Source organism: Pseudoroseomonas cervicalis ATCC 49957 (assembly GCF_000164635.1).
Classification (GTDB): Bacteria; Pseudomonadota; Alphaproteobacteria; order Acetobacterales; family Acetobacteraceae; genus Pseudoroseomonas; species Pseudoroseomonas cervicalis.
In genome coordinates this window covers 435,711-454,023 of record NZ_GG770779.1, presented here as the reverse complement: position 1 = coordinate 454,023, position 18,313 = coordinate 435,711, and the positions used below count along the sequence as shown (strand labels likewise).

General features: G+C 70.7%; 19 protein-coding genes. 8 read left to right on the top strand and 11 right to left on the bottom strand.

Annotation, left to right across the window (positions count from 1 at the left end; genetic code table 11):
* Window positions 1–29 precede the first annotated feature (29 nt).
* Complete coding sequence (copM, locus tag HMPREF0731_RS13265) at window positions 30–395, bottom strand: CopM family metallochaperone (RefSeq protein ID WP_007004665.1); 366 nt, start codon at window positions 393–395, stop codon at window positions 30–32.
* 155 nt (window positions 396–550) lie between these two features.
* Here copM and HMPREF0731_RS13260 point away from each other — a divergent pair, with 155 nt between their 5' ends.
* Window positions 551–1,399, top strand: coding sequence for a protein-methionine-sulfoxide reductase heme-binding subunit MsrQ (locus HMPREF0731_RS13260; RefSeq protein WP_007004663.1), 849 nt, complete (start codon window positions 551–553; stop codon window positions 1,397–1,399).
* 124 nt (window positions 1,400–1,523) lie between these two features.
* On the opposite strand, the gene cysS is transcribed toward HMPREF0731_RS13260, so the two are convergent.
* Both cysS and HMPREF0731_RS13250 read right to left on the bottom strand, forming a co-directional pair.
* Window positions 1,524–2,954, bottom strand: coding sequence for a cysteine--tRNA ligase (gene cysS, locus HMPREF0731_RS13255; protein WP_007004662.1), 1,431 nt, complete (start codon window positions 2,952–2,954; stop codon window positions 1,524–1,526).
* Between the two features lie 86 nt (window positions 2,955–3,040).
* A complete protein-coding gene (locus tag HMPREF0731_RS13250) occupies window positions 3,041–3,952 on the bottom strand; it encodes a LysR family transcriptional regulator (RefSeq protein WP_007004661.1) in 912 nt (303 codons plus the stop codon).
* A 156-nt stretch (window positions 3,953–4,108) separates the two neighbouring features.
* Here HMPREF0731_RS13250 and HMPREF0731_RS13245 point away from each other — a divergent pair, with 156 nt between their 5' ends.
* The 7 genes from HMPREF0731_RS13245 to HMPREF0731_RS13215 all read left to right on the top strand — a co-directional run bounded on the left by HMPREF0731_RS13245 (window position 4,109) and on the right by HMPREF0731_RS13215 (window position 10,828).
* Window positions 4,109–5,056: an N-carbamoyl-D-amino-acid hydrolase gene (locus tag HMPREF0731_RS13245; RefSeq protein ID WP_007004660.1), complete on the top strand. Its 948-nt coding sequence runs from the start codon at window positions 4,109–4,111 to the stop codon at window positions 5,054–5,056.
* 19 nt (window positions 5,057–5,075) lie between these two features.
* On the top strand, window positions 5,076–5,939 hold the full coding sequence (locus tag HMPREF0731_RS13240; protein WP_007004659.1) for an amino acid ABC transporter permease: 864 nt from the start codon (window positions 5,076–5,078) through the stop codon (window positions 5,937–5,939).
* 11 nt (window positions 5,940–5,950) lie between these two features.
* Window positions 5,951–6,727, top strand: coding sequence for an amino acid ABC transporter ATP-binding protein (locus HMPREF0731_RS13235; RefSeq protein ID WP_007004658.1), 777 nt, complete (start codon window positions 5,951–5,953; stop codon window positions 6,725–6,727).
* A gap of 13 nt (window positions 6,728–6,740) precedes the next feature.
* Entirely contained in the window at window positions 6,741–7,565 is an 825-nt protein-coding gene (locus HMPREF0731_RS13230) for an ABC transporter substrate-binding protein (protein ID WP_007004657.1), read from the top strand.
* A complete protein-coding gene (locus HMPREF0731_RS13225) occupies window positions 7,552–8,451 on the top strand; it encodes a polysaccharide deacetylase family protein (RefSeq protein ID WP_007004656.1) in 900 nt (299 codons plus the stop codon). The genes HMPREF0731_RS13230 and HMPREF0731_RS13225 overlap by 14 nt, the downstream gene beginning before the upstream one ends.
* Window positions 8,452–8,498: 47 nt before the next feature.
* The gene (locus HMPREF0731_RS13220) at window positions 8,499–9,344 is read left to right on the top strand and encodes a transporter substrate-binding domain-containing protein (RefSeq protein ID WP_007004655.1); all 846 of its coding nucleotides are present in this window, start codon (window positions 8,499–8,501) and stop codon (window positions 9,342–9,344) included.
* Between the two features lie 86 nt (window positions 9,345–9,430).
* Complete coding sequence (locus HMPREF0731_RS13215) at window positions 9,431–10,828, top strand: amidohydrolase family protein (RefSeq protein WP_007004654.1); 1,398 nt, start codon at window positions 9,431–9,433, stop codon at window positions 10,826–10,828.
* 24 nt (window positions 10,829–10,852) lie between these two features.
* On the opposite strand, the gene HMPREF0731_RS13210 is transcribed toward HMPREF0731_RS13215, so the two are convergent.
* The 8 genes from HMPREF0731_RS13210 to HMPREF0731_RS13180 form a co-directional block, all read right to left on the bottom strand.
* On the bottom strand, window positions 10,853–11,851 hold the full coding sequence (locus HMPREF0731_RS13210; protein WP_007004653.1) for a Bug family tripartite tricarboxylate transporter substrate binding protein: 999 nt from the start codon (window positions 11,849–11,851) through the stop codon (window positions 10,853–10,855).
* A 71-nt stretch (window positions 11,852–11,922) separates the two neighbouring features.
* Window positions 11,923–13,014: an ABC transporter ATP-binding protein gene (locus HMPREF0731_RS13205; RefSeq protein ID WP_007004652.1), complete on the bottom strand. Its 1,092-nt coding sequence runs from the start codon at window positions 13,012–13,014 to the stop codon at window positions 11,923–11,925.
* 14 nt (window positions 13,015–13,028) lie between these two features.
* Window positions 13,029–13,853, bottom strand: a complete 825-nt coding sequence (locus tag HMPREF0731_RS13200; RefSeq protein ID WP_007004651.1) for a carbohydrate ABC transporter permease — start codon at window positions 13,851–13,853, stop codon at window positions 13,029–13,031.
* Window positions 13,850–14,770 (bottom strand): carbohydrate ABC transporter permease, encoded by a 921-nt coding sequence (locus HMPREF0731_RS13195; RefSeq protein WP_007004650.1) that lies wholly within the window; start codon window positions 14,768–14,770, stop codon window positions 13,850–13,852. Before HMPREF0731_RS13195 ends, HMPREF0731_RS13200 begins: the two co-directional genes overlap by 4 nt.
* A gap of 11 nt (window positions 14,771–14,781) precedes the next feature.
* A complete protein-coding gene (locus tag HMPREF0731_RS13190) occupies window positions 14,782–16,056 on the bottom strand; it encodes an ABC transporter substrate-binding protein (RefSeq protein ID WP_007004649.1) in 1,275 nt (424 codons plus the stop codon).
* 274 nt (window positions 16,057–16,330) lie between these two features.
* On the bottom strand, window positions 16,331–16,504 hold the full coding sequence (locus HMPREF0731_RS24360; protein WP_157136105.1) for a hypothetical protein: 174 nt from the start codon (window positions 16,502–16,504) through the stop codon (window positions 16,331–16,333).
* Between the two features lie 330 nt (window positions 16,505–16,834).
* A complete protein-coding gene (locus HMPREF0731_RS13185) occupies window positions 16,835–17,857 on the bottom strand; it encodes an LLM class flavin-dependent oxidoreductase (RefSeq protein ID WP_040613306.1) in 1,023 nt (340 codons plus the stop codon).
* A gap of 144 nt (window positions 17,858–18,001) precedes the next feature.
* A partial coding sequence (locus tag HMPREF0731_RS13180) for a cytochrome b (RefSeq protein WP_007004646.1) occupies window positions 18,002–18,313 on the bottom strand: 312 nt, incomplete at its 5' end.

Sequence of the window (18,313 nt, the reverse complement as noted above, 5' to 3'; positions counted from 1 at the left end):
CCCGCTGCAGCCCCGCGCCGGGCGCGGCCTCAGCGCGGGCGGGCCAGGAAGGCGCGCAGCTCGGCGATCTCCTTCTCCTGCGCGGCGATGATCTCCTCGGCCATGCGGCGCATCGCCGGGTCGCGGCCATGGCGCAGCTGGATGCGGGCCATGTCGATGGCGCCCTGGTGGTGCGGGATCATGGCGGCGGCGAAGTCGCGATCGGTGTCGCCGGTCAGCGGCACGGCCATGTCGCGATGCATCTTCTCGTTGGCCGCCTGGAACTCGGCGGTGGAGGGGCTGGCGGCGGCGGCCGGCGGCGCGGCGTGGCCGCCATGCCCGGCGTGCTGGGCAAGGGCGGGGCCGGCCAGCAGCAGGCCGAGGGCAGCGAGGGCAGGGCGCAGGGCGCGGGTCATGGCGGTCTCCCGGTTGGTCAGGCGCCCTGGAGATGCAGGCTTGCCCCCATGGGAAGGCAAGGGGCGCGGCGTGCAAAATGTAACCGCGCCGGCCGCGCTCCTGGCGACCGGGGCGGGCGTTGCCAGATAAGCGCGACCGTCCTGCCGGAGCCCGCATGTCCACGAGCCTGTCCCTGCCCCCCCTTGCCGTCCCCTGGCGGGACCGGCAAGGGCGCTTCTCCGCCCTCAAGCTCGGCACGCTGCTGCTGCTCTGCCTGCCGGCGGCGCTGCTGGCCTGGTGGGCGGCGCAGGGCGAGCTGGGCGGGCGGCCGGTGATGGAGGCGATCCATTGGACCGGCCTCTGGGCGGTGCGCATCCTGTTGCTGTCGCTGCTGGTGACGCCGCTGCGGCAGATGCTGCGCTGGCCGAACGCCATGCAGCTGCGGCGCATGATCGGCGTCGCCGCCCTGGCCTATGCGCTGCTGCACCTGGTGCTCTACGCGCTGGACCTGAAATGGGACCTGGGCAAGGTCGCCAGCGAGATCGTGCTGCGCATCTACCTGACCATCGGCTTCGTGGCGCTGCTGGGGCTGGTGGCGCTGGGCGTCACCTCGACCGATGGCTGGGTGAAGCGGCTGGGCGGGCGGCGCTGGCAGGCGCTGCACCGGCTGGCCTATGGCATCGGCGTGCTGGCGCTGGTGCATTTCGCCCTGCAATCCAAGATCGACGTGACCGAGGCGATCCTGATGGCCGGGCTGTTCCTGTGGCTGATGGGCTACCGGCTGCTGGCGCCAAAGGGGAGCGCGCCCTCGCTCGGGCGGCTGGCGCTGCTGGCGGTGGCGGCGGCGCTGGGCACCGCGCTGCTGGAGGCCGCTTGGTACGGCGTGGCCACCGGCGTGCCGCCGCTGCCGGTGCTGATGGCCAATCTGGATGTGGAATTCGGGCTGCGGCCGGCGCTGTGGGTGGGGATCGCCGGAGGCATCGCTTTGGCAGTGAAGGGAGTAAGGCAGGGGCTCCGCCCCTGAACCCCGCCGGGGTGGCAGGGCCACCCCGGACCCCGCCTTCAGTTTGGCGCACACTGATGGCGGGGTCCGGGGGGACCCTGTCCCCCCGGCGGAGGGGTCTGGGGAGGCAGAGCCTCCCCAGGCGTCAGGCCCGCCGCCAGGTCGTCCCGCCGGCGCCATCCTCCAGGACGATGCCCTGGGCCAGCAGATCGGCGCGGATGCGGTCGGCCTCGGCCCAGTTCTTCGCCTTGCGGGCGTCGAGCCGCGCCTGGATGGCGGCCTCGATCGCCGCGCTGTCGCCCTCGCCGCCCTGGCGCCAGGCGCGCGCATCGCCGCCCAGCAAGCCGAGCAGCGCCGCCGCCTGGCGCAGCGCCGCCGCCGCCTGGCCGGAATCCGGCTGCCAGTCCCGCCCGATGCGGTGCAGCACCGTGGTGGCCGAGCCGCCGACCGTCGCCACATTCTCCAGCGTGCGCAGGTCGCGCAGCCGGGCGATGGCCAGCGGGGTGTTCAGATCGTCCGCCAGCGGCTCCAGCGCCCATTCGGCCATCTCGGCCACCAGCGCGTCGTCCGCCTCCGGCTGCGGCAGGTCGCGGGCCAGCAGGGCGTAGAAATCGTCCAGCTCGGCCTTGGCCTCTTCCAGCCGCTCGACCGTGTAGTCGAGGGCGGCGCGGTAATGCGTCTTCAGCAGCAACAGACGAAAAGCCTCGCCGGCCCAGGCGCCGCGCCCCAGGATGTCGCGCACGGTGAGGAAATTGCCGAGCGATTTCGACATCTTCTCCCCATCCACCAGCAGCATGCCGTTGTGCAGCCAGGTCCGGGCGAAGCGGGAGCCGGGGAAGGCGCAGACCGATTGCGCCACCTCGTTCTCATGGTGCGGGAAGATCAGGTCGTGCCCGCCGCCATGGATGTCGAAATCGGTGCCGAGATAGCGCCAGGACATGGCCGAGCACTCGATGTGCCAGCCCGGCCGGCCGCGGCCCCAGGGGCTGTCCCAGCCGGGGAGGTCGTCGCTGGAGGGCTTCCACAGCACGAAATCCCCGGCCTCGCGCTTGTAGGGCGCGATCTCGACCCGGGCGCCGGCCAGCATCTCGTCCGGCGAGCGGCCGGAGAGGGCGCCATAGCCGGGGAAGCTGGAGACCGAGAACAGCACATGCCCCTCGGCGGCATAGGCATGGCCATTGGCGATCAGCCGCTCGATCAGCTGGATCATCTGCGCGATGTTGTCGGTCGCGCGCGGCTCCTCATCCGGGGGCAGGCAGCCCAGCGCCGCCATGTCGCGGTGGAAATCGGCCGTGGTGCGGGCGGTGATGGCGGCGATCGGCTCGCCGCTCTCCTGGCTGCGCGCGTTGATCTTGTCGTCCACATCCGTGATGTTGCGGACATAGGTGACGCGCGGGAAGCGCCGGCGCAGCAGCCGCGCCAGCACGTCGAACACCACCACCGGGCGCGCATTGCCCAGATGGGCGAGGTCGTAGACCGTCGGGCCACACACATAGAGGCGCACATGCTGCGGGTCGAGCGGGGTGAAGATCTCCCGCTGGCGCGTGGCGCTGTTGTGGAAGGCCAGTTCGGTCATCACTCTGCCTTAAGTCGGGCTGGTTGTGGCTGGGGCGGGCAGGTGTGCCGGAAAGCGGGGCCGCGTCAACCTTATCTTGCGCGGGTTCAGCCCGGAAAGGGCAGGGTACCCGCTGCCCCCTGGCGCTCCAGCCGCAGCCGGATCTCGCGCAGCAGCGCCTCCGCCCCGCGCGACAGCGGCAGGCGGCTGGCGAAGAAGGCCACGGCGCGGGAGGGGATGGCCGGCTCGAAGGGCCGCACCGAGAGCGGCAGGCGGCGATTGCCGGCGGAGAAGGGGTCGATCACCGCAACCCCCACCCCGGCCTCGGCCAGCGCGCGGGCGGTGTCGCCATAGCGGACCTCGACCGCGGGCAGGAAGGGCTCGCGCGCCTCCTGGAAGGCGGCGCGCAAGGCGGCGCCCATGCGGGTGCCGGCCTCCAGCGCGATCAGCGGCCAGGGGCGCAGCAGGGCGGGCGTCACCACCGGCTCGCGCAGCAGCGGGTGGTCGGGGGCGGCGACGCAGACCATGCGGGCGGCGGCCAGCGGCCGCAGGGTCAGGCCAGGCCGCTCCTCCAGGCTGACGCCGAAGCCGAGCTCGGCGGCGCCGCTTTCCACCCCTTCCACCACCTCGTCCAGCCTTCGCACATCGAAGGTGATGCGCAGCCCGGGCTGGCGCGCCAGCATGCGCTGCAAGGCCTCGGGGATGACGCCATGGCCGAGCGGCGGCGTGGCCAGCAGCCGCAGCCGGCCGGTCTTGTCCTGGCGCAGCTCCTGCAGCCTTGCCTCCAGCGCCGCGTGCTGGGCGAAGAGCGGTTCTGACTCCGCATGGATCAGCCGCGCCGCCTCGGTGGGGTAGAGGCGGTTGTTGACCCGCTCGAAGAGCGGGAAGCCGAGCTGGGTCTCCAGCTGCTTCACCGCGTGGCTGACCGCGGGCTGCGACATGCCGAGGATGCGACCCGCCGCCATGGTGGTCTGGTGGCGTAGCACGGCGCGGAGGATCTCAAGCTGGCGGAGGGTCATTTGCTGGGCAGGGTATAAACGCTGTCACTGGTCTCCTTACATATAGCATAGAGAAAGCGATTGAACTGCCTGTTTCCTGTGCGAGCATGCGGCGCATGGCCAAGCCCGGGGCGGTTTTCCCCGGCCAGGCCCCCGCTTTGCCCGAGGTGACTACCCATGCCCCGCATCCTGCGCATCGCCGCCGCCCAGATGGGCCCGACCCAGCGCGCCGACAGCCGCGCCCAGACGCTCGACCGGATGATCGCCCTGCTGGAGCAGGCCGCCGCCCAGGGCGCCCAGCTTGTCGTCTTCCCGGAGCTGGCCTTCACCACCTTCTTCCCCCGCTGGCTGCTGACCGAGGCCGAGCTGGAGGAGTATTTCGAAACCGCGCTGCCGGGGCCCCAGACCCAGCCCCTGTTCGACCGGGCGAAGGCGCTCGGCGTCGGCTTCTATGTCGGCTATGCGGAAAAGACCGCCGACGGCAAGCGCTTCAACAGCGCCGTCACGGTGGGCCCGGACGGCACCATCCTGCAGAAATACCGCAAGGTGCATCTGCCCGGCTCGGTCGAGCCGCGCCAGGGTTCGCGCTTCCAGCAGCTGGAGAAGCGCTATTTCGAATATGGCGATATGGGCTTCCCCGCCTTCTACGGCCCGGAATCCTGGGGCGCCCCCGTCATGGGCCAGCTGATCTGCAATGACCGCCGCTGGCCCGAGGCCTGGCGCGTCTATGCGTTGCAGGGCATGGAGCTGATGGTGGTCGGCTACAACTCCGCCGCCTACGACCCGAATGGCGGCGACACCGAGGATCAGGGCCTGCGCACCTTCCACTCGCAGCTCGCCGCCCAGGCCAATGCCTACATGAACGCCGCCTGGGCGGTCGCGGTGGCCAAGGCGGGCGACGAGGACGGCTCCGGCCTGATCGGCGGCTCCTGCATCGTCGACCCCAATGGCCGCATCGTCGCCGAGACGAGGACGCTGGCCGATGAGGTGGTGGTGGCCGATTGCGACCTCGATCTCTGCGCCCAGGGCAAGGAGAAGATGTTCAACTTCGCCCAGCACCGGCGCCCGGAGATGTATGGTCTGATCACCAGCCGCACCGGCGCCGAGAAGCCGGCGCGCGGCTGAGACAGGAGGAACCGACCGCATGGCCGATCCCATCCATCCCCAGGCCGCGCAGCGCGCCTCCATGCCCGACATCGCCCATTACACCCATGTGCCGAACCGGCACTGGGGCCGCTGGGCGGCGGTGGCCATCATCATCCTGCTGCTGGCGGGGCTGGCCCGCGCCTTCGCGGTGGGCGACATCGAATGGAATTTCGTCGGCGCCTTCTTCACCGCGCCGGCCATCATGGCGGGCCTCTACAACACGCTGTGGATGACCTTCGCCGCCATGGCGCTGGGCATCGCGCTCGGCGTCGTCACGGCGGTGATGCGCATGTCGCCCAACCCGGTGCTGCAGGGCGTCGCCATGGGCTACACTTGGTTGTTCCGCGGCACGCCGGTGATCCTGCAGCTGCTGCTGTGGTTCAACATGGCGCTGATCTTCCCGCGCCTGGGCTTCGGCGATTTCTCCGTCCGCACCGTCGATGTGATGACGCCGGCGCTGGCCGCGCTGCTCGGCCTCGGCATCAACCAGGGCGCCTACACGTCGGAGGTGATCCGCGCCGGCATGCTCTCGGTCGATGCCGGGCAGTACGAGGCCGCCAAGGCCATCGGCATGACGCGGCTGCGGGCGCTGCGCCGCATCATCTTCCCGCAGGCGATGAAGGTGGTGATCCCGCCGCTCGGCAATGAGTTCATCGGCATGGTGAAGCTGACCTCGCTGGCCAGCGTCATCCAGTTCGCCGAGATCCTGCACGCCGCGCAGAACATCTACTACGCCAATTCCCGCGTCATCGAGCTGCTGATCGTCGCCGCCCTCTGGTACCTGATCATCGTCTCCGTCCTGACGCCCTTGCAGATGCTGCTCGAACGCCGCTTCGCCCGCGGCACGGCCGGCAGCCGGTGAGCGAGGCCCCGATGACCGAACACGCCATGCCGCTCGTCTCCATCGTCGATGTCCGCAAGAAGTTCGGCGACTTCACCGCCCTCGATGGCGTCTCGCTCGATGTCCATGCCGGCGAGGTGCTGTGCATCATCGGCGCCTCCGGCTCCGGCAAGACGACGCTGCTGCGCTGCGTCAACCAGCTCGTCACCATCGACAGCGGCGCCATCTGGGTCGCGGGCGAGCTGACCGGCTGGCGCATCGAGGGCACGAAGCTGCACCCGCTGCCGGAGAAGGAGATCGCCCGCCAGCGCCTCGCCACCGGCATGGTGTTCCAGCGCTTCAACCTCTTCCCGCACATGACCGCGCTCGAGAACATCATCGAGGGCCCGGTGCAGGTGCAGGGCCGCAACCGCGCCGAGGCGGTGCGCGAGGCCGAGGCGCTGCTGGCGCGCGTCGGCCTGGCCGACAAGGCCGGCGCTTATCCGGCCAACCTCTCCGGCGGCCAGCAGCAGCGCGTCGCCATCGCCCGCGCGCTGGCCATGAAGCCCAAGCTGATGCTGTTCGACGAGCCGACCAGCGCCCTCGACCCCGAGCTGGTGGGCGAGGTGCTGGCGGCGATGAAGGAACTCGCCGCCTCCGGCATGACCATGATCGTCGTCACCCATGAGCTGGGCTTCGCCCGCGAGGTCGCCGACCGCGTCGTGTTCATGGACCGTGGCGCCATCGTCGAGCAGGGCCCCGCCGCCGAAGTGCTGGGCAACCCGAAAGAGGCCCGTCTCAAGGCCTTCCTCTCCGCCGTCATCGCCTGAAGGACAAGTCACCATGCTGAAGCACCTGCTGCTGGCCGCCACGGCCGCCATCCTGCCGCTGGCCGCCCAGGCGGCCGACCTGCCGTCGCGCATCGCCTCGCGCGGCACGCTGATCGCCGCCATCGTGCCGAACTACCCGCCGCTGGAGATGCGCGACCCGCAGACCAACCAGCTCACCGGCTTCGATGTCGAGCTGGGCAACGCCATCGCCGAGAAGCTCGGCGTGCGCATGCAGTGGCAGGAGACCAGCTTCGACCAGATGCTGGCCTCGGTGCGCACCGGCCGCGTCGACATCATCCTCTCCGGCATGTCCGACCTGAAGTCGCGGCAGGAGACGGCGACCTTCATCGACTATCTGCGCTCGGGCAGCCAGTTCTTCACCCAGGCCAGCCGCGCCGCGGAGTTCCCGAATGCCGAGGCGCTGTGCGGCAAGCGGGTCGGTGCCAGCCGCCGCACCGCCCTGCCGAACGACATCAAGGCCTTCAGCGACGCCAATTGCGTCGCCAAGGGCCGCCCGGCGATCGAGTATGTGCCGACCGAGGGCTCGGCCGATGCGCGCACCCAGCTGCGCCAGGGCCGCATCGACGCCGCCATGCAGGGCGGCGAGACGCTGCCCTACATCATGGGCCTGGAGCCCAACACCTACGCCCCGATCGGCCAGCCGGTGCGCTACACGCTGATGGGCATCGCCACCGGCAAGGAGGAGACGCAGCTGCAGCAGGCGCTCGCCGGCGCGCTGCGCGCCCTGATGGCGGATGGCACCTATGCCCGCCTGGCCGACAAGTGGCAGCTGACGCCGAGCATGATCCCCGAGGTGCAGATCAATGGCGGCGAATGACAACACGCTGAAGGCAGGGCTCGACGCCCTGCCGCTGCTGCCGGCCAACCGCGCGCCGCTGGCGCCCGAATATCCCTGGCCGGACGGGCAGCAGGCGGCGATGTTCCTGTCCTTCGACGTCGATGCCGAGACCGCCTGGACCGCCAAGGACCCGGCCCGCTATGCCGAGCTGGTCACCATGTCCTTCGGTGGCTACGAGGCGCGTGTCGGCACCGCCAAGCTGCTCGAATTGCTGCGCCAGCAGGAGCTGAAGGCGACCTTCTTCATCACCGGCTGGTCGGTCGAGGCGCATCCGGCGATGTGCGAGGCCATTCTGAAGGATGGCCACGAGATCGGCCATCACGGCTTCCACCACATCATGCCGCAGCCCGGCGACCCGATGCTGGTGGAGGAGGTGGATCGCGGCCTGGAAGTTCTGAAGCGCCGCCTGGGCGTGGTGCCGAAGGGCTACCGCGCGCCGTCCGGCGAGTTCTGCGAGGAGCTGCGCGTCCTGCTGAAGGAGCGTGGCCTGGTCTACACCTCCTCCTTCCGCGACGATGTGCGGCCCTACCGCCATGTGCTGGCCGATGGCACGCCGGGCCTGGTCGAGCTGCCGGTGACGGCGAGCTACGACGACTGGCTGCTCGGCCTGTCGCAGCGCTACAGCCGCCACACCCTGCTGACGCGCGAGCAGGTGCTCTCCCTCTGGCTCGACGAGCTGGCGGAGCTGCGCGACTGGGGCGGCATGGCCACCACCGTCCTGCACCCGCAATGCAGCGGCCGGCCGATGCGCCTGCGCCTGCTGCGCGACTTCCTGACCCAGGCCCGCGCCTATGGCGATGTCTGGATCACCACCGGCGAGAACATCGCCGCCCACTACATCGCCTGCGAGCAGAAGGCCGGCTGAACCGGCCTCCCCGCCAGCACCACGGCAACCCACTCCGGAGACGTCGCATGAATTCCTTCAAGCGTATCCTGGCGGCGGGCCTCGCCCTGGCGCTGGCGGGCACCGCGCCTTCCCTGGCCCAGAACGCATCGCTGCCCGATTCCGTGCGCAGCGCCGGCGTGCTGCGCGTCGGCATCGAGGCCACCTATCCGCCCATGGCCTACAAGGACCCCGCCACCAATGAGCGGCGCGGCGTCAATGTGGATCTCGTCACCGCCATCGCCCGTGACCTCGGGATGGAAATCCGCTGGGAGGAGATGTCCTTCGAGCAGATCATCAACTCGCTCACCACCGGCCGCATCGACTTCAGCGGCACCTCCATGACCGACCTGCCGGCGCGGCGCGAGAAACTCTCCTTCGTCGACTACATCACCACCGGCGGGCAGCTCTTCACCACCCGCGCTTTGGCGGCCTCGATCCGCGAGGCCACCGATTTCTGCGGCAAGTCGGTCTCCACCCCGCGCTTCACCAACTACTTCCCCTCCGCCCAGGCCTGGAGCGAGCGCGCTTGCGTGGGCGCCGGCCGCCCGGCCATGCAGGTGATGGGCAGCAACGGCGCCACCGCCTCCCGCACCGACCTGCGCCAGGAACGCACCCAGGGCGCCATCCTCGGCGCCGAATTCGTGGCCCACCTGCAGCGCACCGAGCCGGAGAACTGGGCGGCCGTCGGGCGGCCCATCACCGACAACCTCTCCGGCCTGGCCTTTCCGAAGGAAGCCACCGCGCTGCGCGACGCCATCGCCGCCTCCCTGCAGCGGCTGATCGACAACGGCACCTATGGAGAGATCCTGCGCAAGCATGGGATCGAGGCGCAGGCGCTGCAGCGTGTCTCGATCGACGCGGGACAGCCGTAACAGAAGAAAAGACGGGGGCTCCGCCCCCGACCCCGCCGGGGTGGCAGGGCCACCCCGGACCCCGCCTTCAGCTTGGGAATGCCACCATGGACCTGCTCATCACCAACGCCGCTGTTGTCACCTGCGATGAGGCGCGGCGCGTGCTGGCAGGGCAGGGCATCCTCATCCGGGGCAACCGCATCGCGGCGCTGGGCGACAGCGACGCGCTGGAGGCGGCGCATCCAGACGTGAAGCGCTTCGATGCGCGCGGCCTCGCCGTGCTGCCGGGCTTCATCAACGCCCACACCCACACCGTGCTGACCGCGCTCCGCGGCTCGGTCGAGGATTGGGAAGGCGACATGATCTATGGCTACATGTCGCCCATCTCCTACACCATGACCGACGAGGAACGCGCGGTCATGGCCATGCTCGGCTGCGTCGAGGCCATCCGCAGCGGCAGCACCACCCTCGTCGACCCGTTCCGCCATGTGCTCTCCTACGGCAAGGCCATGGCTTCCACCGGGCTGCGGCTGTGGCTGTCGGAAAGCTGCGCCGATATCGACACCCGCCGCATCCGCCATGGCGACTACCGCGAGGACCCGGCCTTCGGCGCCCAGTTCCTCGACCGCGCCACCGCGATGATCGAGGCGCTGCATGGCAGCCATGGCGACCGCGTGCGCTGCCAGGTCGCCGCCCACGCGCCGGACAATTGCTCCCCCGCCATGCTGCGCAGCCTGCTCGACCTGGCGGCGAAGCACGGGCTGACCCGCACCGTGCACCTGTCGCAAAGCCCGGGCGAGGAGAAGGCGGTGCAGGCGGCGCGCGGCACCAGCTCCGCCGCCTATCTGGACCGCGAGGGTTTCCTCGGCCCCGAACTCACCGCCGCGCACTGGACCTTCTGCTCGGCCGAGGACATCGAGAGGCTCGCCGCGCGCGGCGTCACCATGGCGCACACCCCGGCCAGCATCTCCCGCCGCCGCGGCATGCATCAGGCGAAGCTCGGCCTGATCCGCGATGCCGGCGTGCGCGTCGTCTTCGGCAGCGACAACATGACCGAGGACATGTTCCAGGCCATGAGCATCGGCTCCATCCTGCACCGCACCGGCCGTGGCCGCGCAGTGGAGGGCGGCGTGCTGCCGGGGCCGCAGGCGATCCTCGACGCCGTCACGGTGGATGCCGCCGGCAGCGTCGGCGCATCACAGGAAATCGGCTGCATCGCGCCGGGCTGGAAGGCGGATCTCACCTTCCTCGACCTCGACACGCCGGCGCTGCGGCCGGTGATCCGCCTCGTCTCCAACATCGTGCATTACGGCCATCCCGGAGCCGTGCACTCCGTGATGGTCGATGGCGAATTCATCCTGCGCGACGGCAAGATCCTGACCGTCGACGAGACCGCCCTGCTGCGCGAGGCGCAGAACGTCACCCGCCGCGTCTGGGACCGCATGATCGCGCAGAACCCCGATCTGGCGCGCCCCGAGGCCGAGCTGCCCTGGCTGGATCTCTGACACCAGGGCAACTCCGCCGGCGCGCTACTCCGCCCGCGCGCCGGATTGCTGCACCACCTGCCGCCACATCGGCCGCTCGCGGTTGGCGCGGGTGGCGGCATCCTCGGCGCTGCTCCACAGCGCCTTGGCGCCGCCCTGGATGAAGCGGCGCTGCATCTCCTCATTCTCCGCCACCTGGCGCATCGCGGCGTTCAGCCGCTCCACCACCGGCGCCGGCGTGCCGGTGGGTGCCACGAAGGCGCCCCAGACAGTGATGACAAAATCCGGCACCCCGGCCTCCGCCATGGTCGGGATGTTCGGCAGGGTCGGCCAGCGCTCGGCGCTGGTGACGGCGAGGCCCCGCATCCGCCCGTCCTGGATCAGCCCGATATGCGAGGCGAGGTTGTCCAGCGCGAAATCGACATCCCCCGCCAGCAGCGCCGGCACCGTCTGCGCCGCGCCGCGATAGGGCACATGCATCGCCGTCACGCCGGTGCGGCCGAACAGCATGCTGCTCGACAGATGCGTGGTCTGGCCGATGCCGGTGGAGCCGTAGCTGATGCCGCCCGGCTTCGCCTTCGCCCAGTCGAGGAACTCCCGCAGCGTGGTGGCGCGGTTGCGCTCCGGCGCCACCACCGCGACGTTGGGCGTCTCCCAGGCCATGCCGATCGGCATCACGTCCTTCTCGGTGTCGAAGGGCATGCTCTGGAACAGGAACTGGTTGATCGCCAGGATGCTGACGGTGACGGCGCCGATGGTGTGCCCATCCGGCGCCGCCTTGGCCACCGCATCGATGCCGAGATTGCCGCTGGCGCCCGGCCGGTTCTCCACCACCACCGGCTGGCCGAGCGTGTTGCCCATGCGCTCCGCATAGAGCCGGCTGATCACATCGGTGGAACCGCCGGGCGGGAAGGGCACGATCAGCCGGACCGGCCGTTGCGGCCAGGCGCCCTGCGCCAGGGCCGGGCGGGCCAGGATGGGGGCAAGCAGGGGCAGGGCCGCCGGCGCCAGGGCGGCGCGCAGCAGGCTGCGGCGTTGGGTCATGGTTCGCGTCTCCCGTCGGGCGCCATCTGCGCGGCGCTGCCCGCAGCATCGGACGGGAAGGCCGGCGGCGTCTAGTCGCGCAGCCGGGGCAGGGCGGTGCCATCCTCGCGGAACAGATGGCACTCGGCGGGCGGCAGCCAGGCCGTGGCGGCCTCGCCTTCGCGCAGGCGCTGGCCCTCTGGCAGGCGCAGCGTCAGCAGCGTGCCATCCGGCGCGCGCAGATAGGCCAGCTGCTCATCGCCCAGCTCCTCCACCACCTCGACGGGGCCGGTGAGGGCGGCACCCTCGCCCTGCGGGCGCAGATGCTCCGGCCTTATGCCCAGCGTCAGCGCCTCGCCCGGCGTGGCGCCGGCCTCGGCCACCGGCACCGCGAGCGTGCCACCGCCGGGCAGGGTGACGCGCACCAGACCGCCCTCGCTGCCCTCCGCCTGAACCGGCAAAAAATTCATGCGGGTGCTGCCGATGAAGCCGGCGACGAAGCGGTTGCGCGGGTGGCGATACAGCTCCAGCGGCGCGCCCACCTGCTCGACGCGTCCCGCATTCAGCACGACGATGCGGTCGGCCAGTGTCATCGCCTCCACCTGGTCATGCGTCACATAGATCATCGTGCTGCGCAGCGACTGGTGCAGCCGCGCGATCTCGATGCGCATCTGCCCGCGCAGGCTGGCATCGAGGTTGGAGAGCGGCTCGTCGAACAGGAACACCTTCGGCTGGCGCACGATGGCGCGGCCGATGGCGACACGTTGCCGCTGCCCGCCCGAGAGCTGCTTCGGCAGGCGATCCAGCAGCGGCGTCAGCTCCAGGATGCGCGCCACCTCGGCGATGCGAGCCTCGGCCTCGGCGCGGCGGGCGCGCGGCAGGGACAGGCCGAAGGCGATGTTCTCCCGCACCGTCATGTGGGGATAGAGGGCGTAGGACTGGAACACCATGGCGATGCCGCGCTCGCGCGGGGTCGCCTGCGTCACATCCGCGCCACCGATGCGGATGCGGCCCTCGCTGACGCTCTCCAGCCCCGCCACCAGCCGCAGCAGCGTCGATTTGCCGCAGCCCGAGGGGCCGACAAAGACGCAGAACTCGCCCTCGCCGATCGCGAGGTCGACATCGCGGATCACCTCCAGCCGGTCGAAGCGCTTGCGCACCCCTTGCAGTTCGACGGTCGCCATGGCGGTGCTCCTGGTCAGCCCTTCACCGCCCCGGCGGTCAGGCCGGAGACGATCTTGCGCTGGAACACCAGCACCAGGGCGAGGATGGGGATTGTGACGATGACCGAGGCGGCCATCACCAGCCCCCAGGGCAGTTCCTGCCGGCTGCCACCGCTGAGCAGCGCGATGGCCACCGGCACGGTGCGCGTCTCGGCCGAGAGGGTGAAGGTCAGAGCAAAAAGAAATTCGTTCCAGGAGACGATGAAGGCCAGCAGCGCGGTCGGCGCCATGGCCGGCCAGAGCAGCGGCAGCAGCACCCGCACCAGCACGGTGAGCGGGCTGGCGCCATCGGCATAGGCCGCTTCCTCCAGTTCCACCGGCAGTTCGCGGATGAAGGTGGTCAGCACCCAGATGGTGAAGGGCAGGGTGAGCACGAGATTTGCCAGCATCAGCCCGGGCAGCGTGTCGTAGAGGCCCAGCGCCCGGATCACCTCGAACAGCCCGGCCAGTACCGCGACCTGTGGGAACATCGAGACGGAAAGGATGGCCAGCAGCAGCGCGCCCCGCCCGCGGAAGCGCACCCGCCCCAGCGCATAGGCCGCCCCCAGCGCCAGCAGCATCGAAGCCGCGACCACCGCCCCCGCCACCAGCACCGAGTTCAGGATGGTGCGGCCGAAATCCTGCTGGGTGAAGACCAGTTCGTAATTGCGCGGGTCCAGCGCCTCCGGCCACAGGGCAGGCACGAACAGCGCGCTGCCGCTGCGGAAGGAGGAGACGAGGGCGTAGTAGAAGGGGAACAGCGCGAAGGCCGCGATGGCCAGCAGCAGCAGGGCGAAGCCCAGGCGGGAGAGGGTTTTCATCGGCTGGCCTCCCCCTCCAGCCGCATGCGTCCGAACAGCATGACGGCGAGGGTCAGCAGCGCGATCACCAGGAACAGCAGGGTGGAGGCGGCCGAGCCCTGGCCGACATCCTGGAACTCCACCAGCAGCTGCCGCGCATAGACCGACATCGACATGGTGCCGGCGGAATTGGCGGTCAGCACATAAATCAGGTCGAAGACCCGCAGCGCGTCCAGCGCGCGAAAGATCAGCGCCACCATCAGCGCCGGGCGGATCAGCGGCAGGGTGACACGGAAGAAGACCCGCACCGGGTGGATGCCATCCACCCGCGCGGCCTCGTAGCAATCGCGCGGCAGCATCTGCAGCGCCGCCAGGATCAGCAGCGCGACGAAGGGGGTGGTCTTCCACACATCGACGATGACGACGGCCCAGAGCGCGGTGTCGGCATCCGCCATCCAGGCCACCGGCTGGTCGATCAGCCCGAGCCCCATCAGCGCGTGGTTCAGCAGGCCGAACTGGTCGTTCAGCATCCAGGCCCAGATGCGGGCGGAGACGATGGTGGGGATCGCCCAGGGGATCAGCACCAGCGCCCGCACCAGGCCGCGCAGCGGGAAGCGGGCGTTCAGCGCCAGCGCCACCACCATGCCCAGCACCGCCTCCAGCGAGACGGAGACGAGGGCGAACCACAGCGTGCGCCGCACCGCGCCCCACCAGACCGGATCGGCCAGCACGCCTAGCCATTCGCCCTCATAGTATTCGAGGTAGTTGGCGAAGCCGATGAAGCGCGGCGCGTCCAGCCGCCCCAGCTCGGCATCGGTCAGGCTGAACCAGATGGTGCGCAGCAGCGGCCAGCCGGCGACGGCGGCCAGCACCAGCAGGGCGGGCGCCAGGAACAGCCAGGCGGCGCGGATGCGGCGGCGTTCCAGCCCGCTGATCATCGCGCTGGCCCTCACCAGCCGCGCCGCGCGATGCGGCGCAGATCCTGCTCCAGCGCCGTCAACGCCGCGCCGGCCTGCATGCGCTGCGACAGCACCGCATGCACCCGCGTCCAGATGGCGTTGGAGACGCGGTTGTACTTGCTGCCGGTGGGGCGGGAGGGGCGGGCCACCGCATTCTCGAACGTGCCGTACAGGGTGCGGAAGAACGGGTTGGCGGCGATGATCTCGGCATCCTCGTACAGCGCCGGCAGGGTCGGGTTGTAGGCGGCCTGCACGGCGCGGCGCTTCTGCTCCTCGGGCCCGGCCAGCCACATCACCAGGGACGCGGCCTCCGCCGGGTGGCGCGAATAGCGCGAGACGCCGAGATTCCACCCGCCCAGCACGCCGCTCGGCTCCTCCGCATCGGCGCGCGGCAGGCTGGCGATGCCGGTGCGGCCGCGCACCGGGCTGTCCTCGCCCTGGGCCAGCGCCCAGGCATAGGGCCAGTTGCGCATGAACACCGCCTGGCCGGACTGGAACAGCCCGCGCGCCTCCTCCTCGGTGTAGGTCAGCGCGCCCTGCGGGGCGATGCTGCCCATCCAGCGCGCCGCACGCGCCAGCGCCAGCCGCGCGCCCTCGGTGTCGGCGTCGATCCGCCCTTCCGCATCGACCAGCGTGCCGCCGCCGGAGCTGGCGATCCATTCCAGCGCATTGACCGTCAGCCCCTCATAGGCGCGGCCCTGGAAGACATAGCCCCAGATCTGCGGATTGCCGGCCTCGCGCTCGCGCTGCTGGATCAGGCGGGCCGTCTCCTCCATCTCCTCCCAGCTCCGCGGCACCGGGCGGCCATGTTTCTCCAGCAGGTCGCTGCGATAGAACAGCACGCCGGCATCGGTGTAGATCGGCATGGCGACCAGCCGGCCTTCCACCGTGTTGTTCTCGATGATGGCGGGGAAATGCCGCGCCTCGGCGCCCTGGCTGTGGGGGCGGAGGTCGATCAGATGCGGCGCCAGGATGCCGGGCCAGGTGACGTCGATCTGGTAGACATCGATCGAGCTGCCGCCGCCGGCCAGCATCATCTGGTACAGCGCCAGCCGCTCGCTGGCCGAATTGGGCACGGAGACGATGCGGACAGCGTTGCCGCTCTGCCGCGCCCAGGCTTCGGCGCCGTCGCGGCACAGCTCCAGCTCCTGGCCCAGCGCGCCGCAGGAGATGGTGATCTCGGCGGCGCGCGTGGCGGGCGCCGTCAGCAGCGTGGTCAGCAGCACAGCGAGCGCGGCCAGGCGCGGGGGGCGGGCTTGCGGCATGGGCGGCTCCTCGGGCGGCACGGTGTCCCGCGAGGGGTCCGCGCGCTTTGCGTGGTGGGCACCGCTCCCGCGGGGGAGCGGCGCCGGCCACGGCCGGAGCCGCGGCGAGGTGATACCCTGGGCTAGACGCCACGCTCCGGCCCGGCAACCCACAGGGCCGCCGGCTTCAAGCCCTTGTGACCATGCCGGTCATGGGCGCCGCACACGAAAAAAGCCCGGCTGGGGGGCCGGGCCTTTCGGGGATTCTTTTTCAGAGTGGGGAGCGGGGAGGCGCTTACCAGCGGCCGTAGCTGCCCATGGTCAGGGTGCTGCGCTCGCCCCAGCTGTTCCAGCTTGCCAGGCTCTCGCGCTCGGCGGCGGCGCGCTCCTCACGGGCGAGCTCGGCGGCGAGGGCGGCCTTGCGGCGCTCGGCCATGGCGTCCTGCGAAACGTGCTTCCGATCGAACATGGCAACCTCCTTGGCTGACGCCATAATTGGGGCAGGGCTGCGCCATAATCCAGACACAAAATCGGCATGTCTCCGCATTTTCGCCACATTTCGATCCTGCCCTGCCGCAAACCAGGCTGGAACAAGGCTTCCGGGGCCTGTCAGCAGCTTAAGCTTAAGCTTTGATTTACGAGAAAAGAGGCGGTTGATGCCGCGCCGGTCACCCGAATCGGGCGGATTGCGGCGAATGTGGCGAAGCGGGCAGGGCTGCCACAATTGGGGCGCCACAATCCGGCGCCCGCGGCCGAAAAAGGCGGCCAGGGCGAACCCCGGCCGCCCCACCGAAAAAAGTCAGCGCCAGCCCAGCGCCGGCGCCACCTGTGTCAGGATGCCCTCGATCACATGGGCGCAGTAATCGACGCCCAGCTGGTTCGGGATGGTCAGCAGCAGCGTGTCGGCCTCGGCGATCGCCGTGTCGCCGCGCAGCTGCTCCACCAGCGCCGCAGGCTCCGCCGCGTAGCCCCGGCCGAAGATGGCGCGGGTGTTCTCGTCGAGGAAGCCGATCTGGTCCTGCTCCTTGCCGCCGCGCCCGAAATAGGCGCGGTCGCGGTCGTCCAGCAGCGGGAAGATGCTGCGGCTGACCGAGACACGCGGCGCGCGCGCATGCCCCGCCTCCCGCCACGCCGCGCGATAGGCGTGGATCTGCCTCGCCTGCTGGATGTGGAAGGGCTCGCCCGTCTCGTCATCCTTCAGGGTGGAGCTTTGCAGGTTCATGCCCTGCCGCGCCGCCCAGACCGCCGTGGCGTTGGAGCCGGAGCCCCACCAGATGCGCTCGCGCAATCCCTCCGAATGGGGTTCCAGCCGCAGCAGGCCGGGCGGGTTCGGGAACATCGGGCGCGGATGCGGCTGCGCGAAGCCCTCGCCGCGCAGCGCCTCCAGGAAGGCCGTGGCGTGGCGGCGCCCCATCTCGGCATCGCTCTCGCCCTCTGCGGGCGCGTGGCCGAAATGCCGCCAGCCATCCACCACCTGCTCCGGCGAGCCGCGGCTGAGGCCGAGCTGCAGCCGCCCGCCGCTGATCAGGTCGGCGGCGCCGGCATTCTCGGCCATGGCCAGCGGGTTCTCATAGCGCATGTCGATGACGGCGGTGCCGAGCTCGATGCGCTTCGTCCGCGCGCCCATCGCCGCCAGCAGCGGGAAGGGGGAGGCGAGCTGCCGGGCGAAGTGGTGCACCCGCACATAGGCGCCGTCGGCGCCGAGCTGCTCGGCCGCCTCGGCCAGTTCGATGGATTGCAGCAGCGCGTCGGCGGCGGAGCGGGTGCCGGAGCGCGGCGAGGGCGCCCAATGGCCGAAGGAAAGAAAGCCGATCTTCTTCATGGCGGGGATGCGGTCCAGCTGGGCGGGGGCGTGGCCGGGCGCGGACCGCCCCGGCGCGCGCCGCCCGCCATGTCCTGCGGCCAAGATGGGGCGGGGCGGGGCGTCCATCCCATCACCACCATCAATGACCATCATGCCGGGCGGCTAGCGCGGCCCGCCGCCGCGGCCAAGCCCCATGCGCGCCGCCACCCCGTCCCGCCACCACAGCCGGTGCAGCAGCACCATGCCGACATGCCCGGCCACCAGCGCCAGCAGCAGCCAGGCCAGCAGGCCATGCGCCAGGTTGGCCGGCTGCATCAGCGCCTCGATCCGCTCCCGCCCGCCCGGCAGCAGCGGCAGGCCGAAGGGCGCGAAGGCCCGGCCGGAGCCATAGTGCCGCAGCAGCGCCAGCAGCGGCACCACCAGCATCAGCGCGTAGAGCGCCAGATGCCCGAGCCGCGCCGCGCGCCCGCCCAG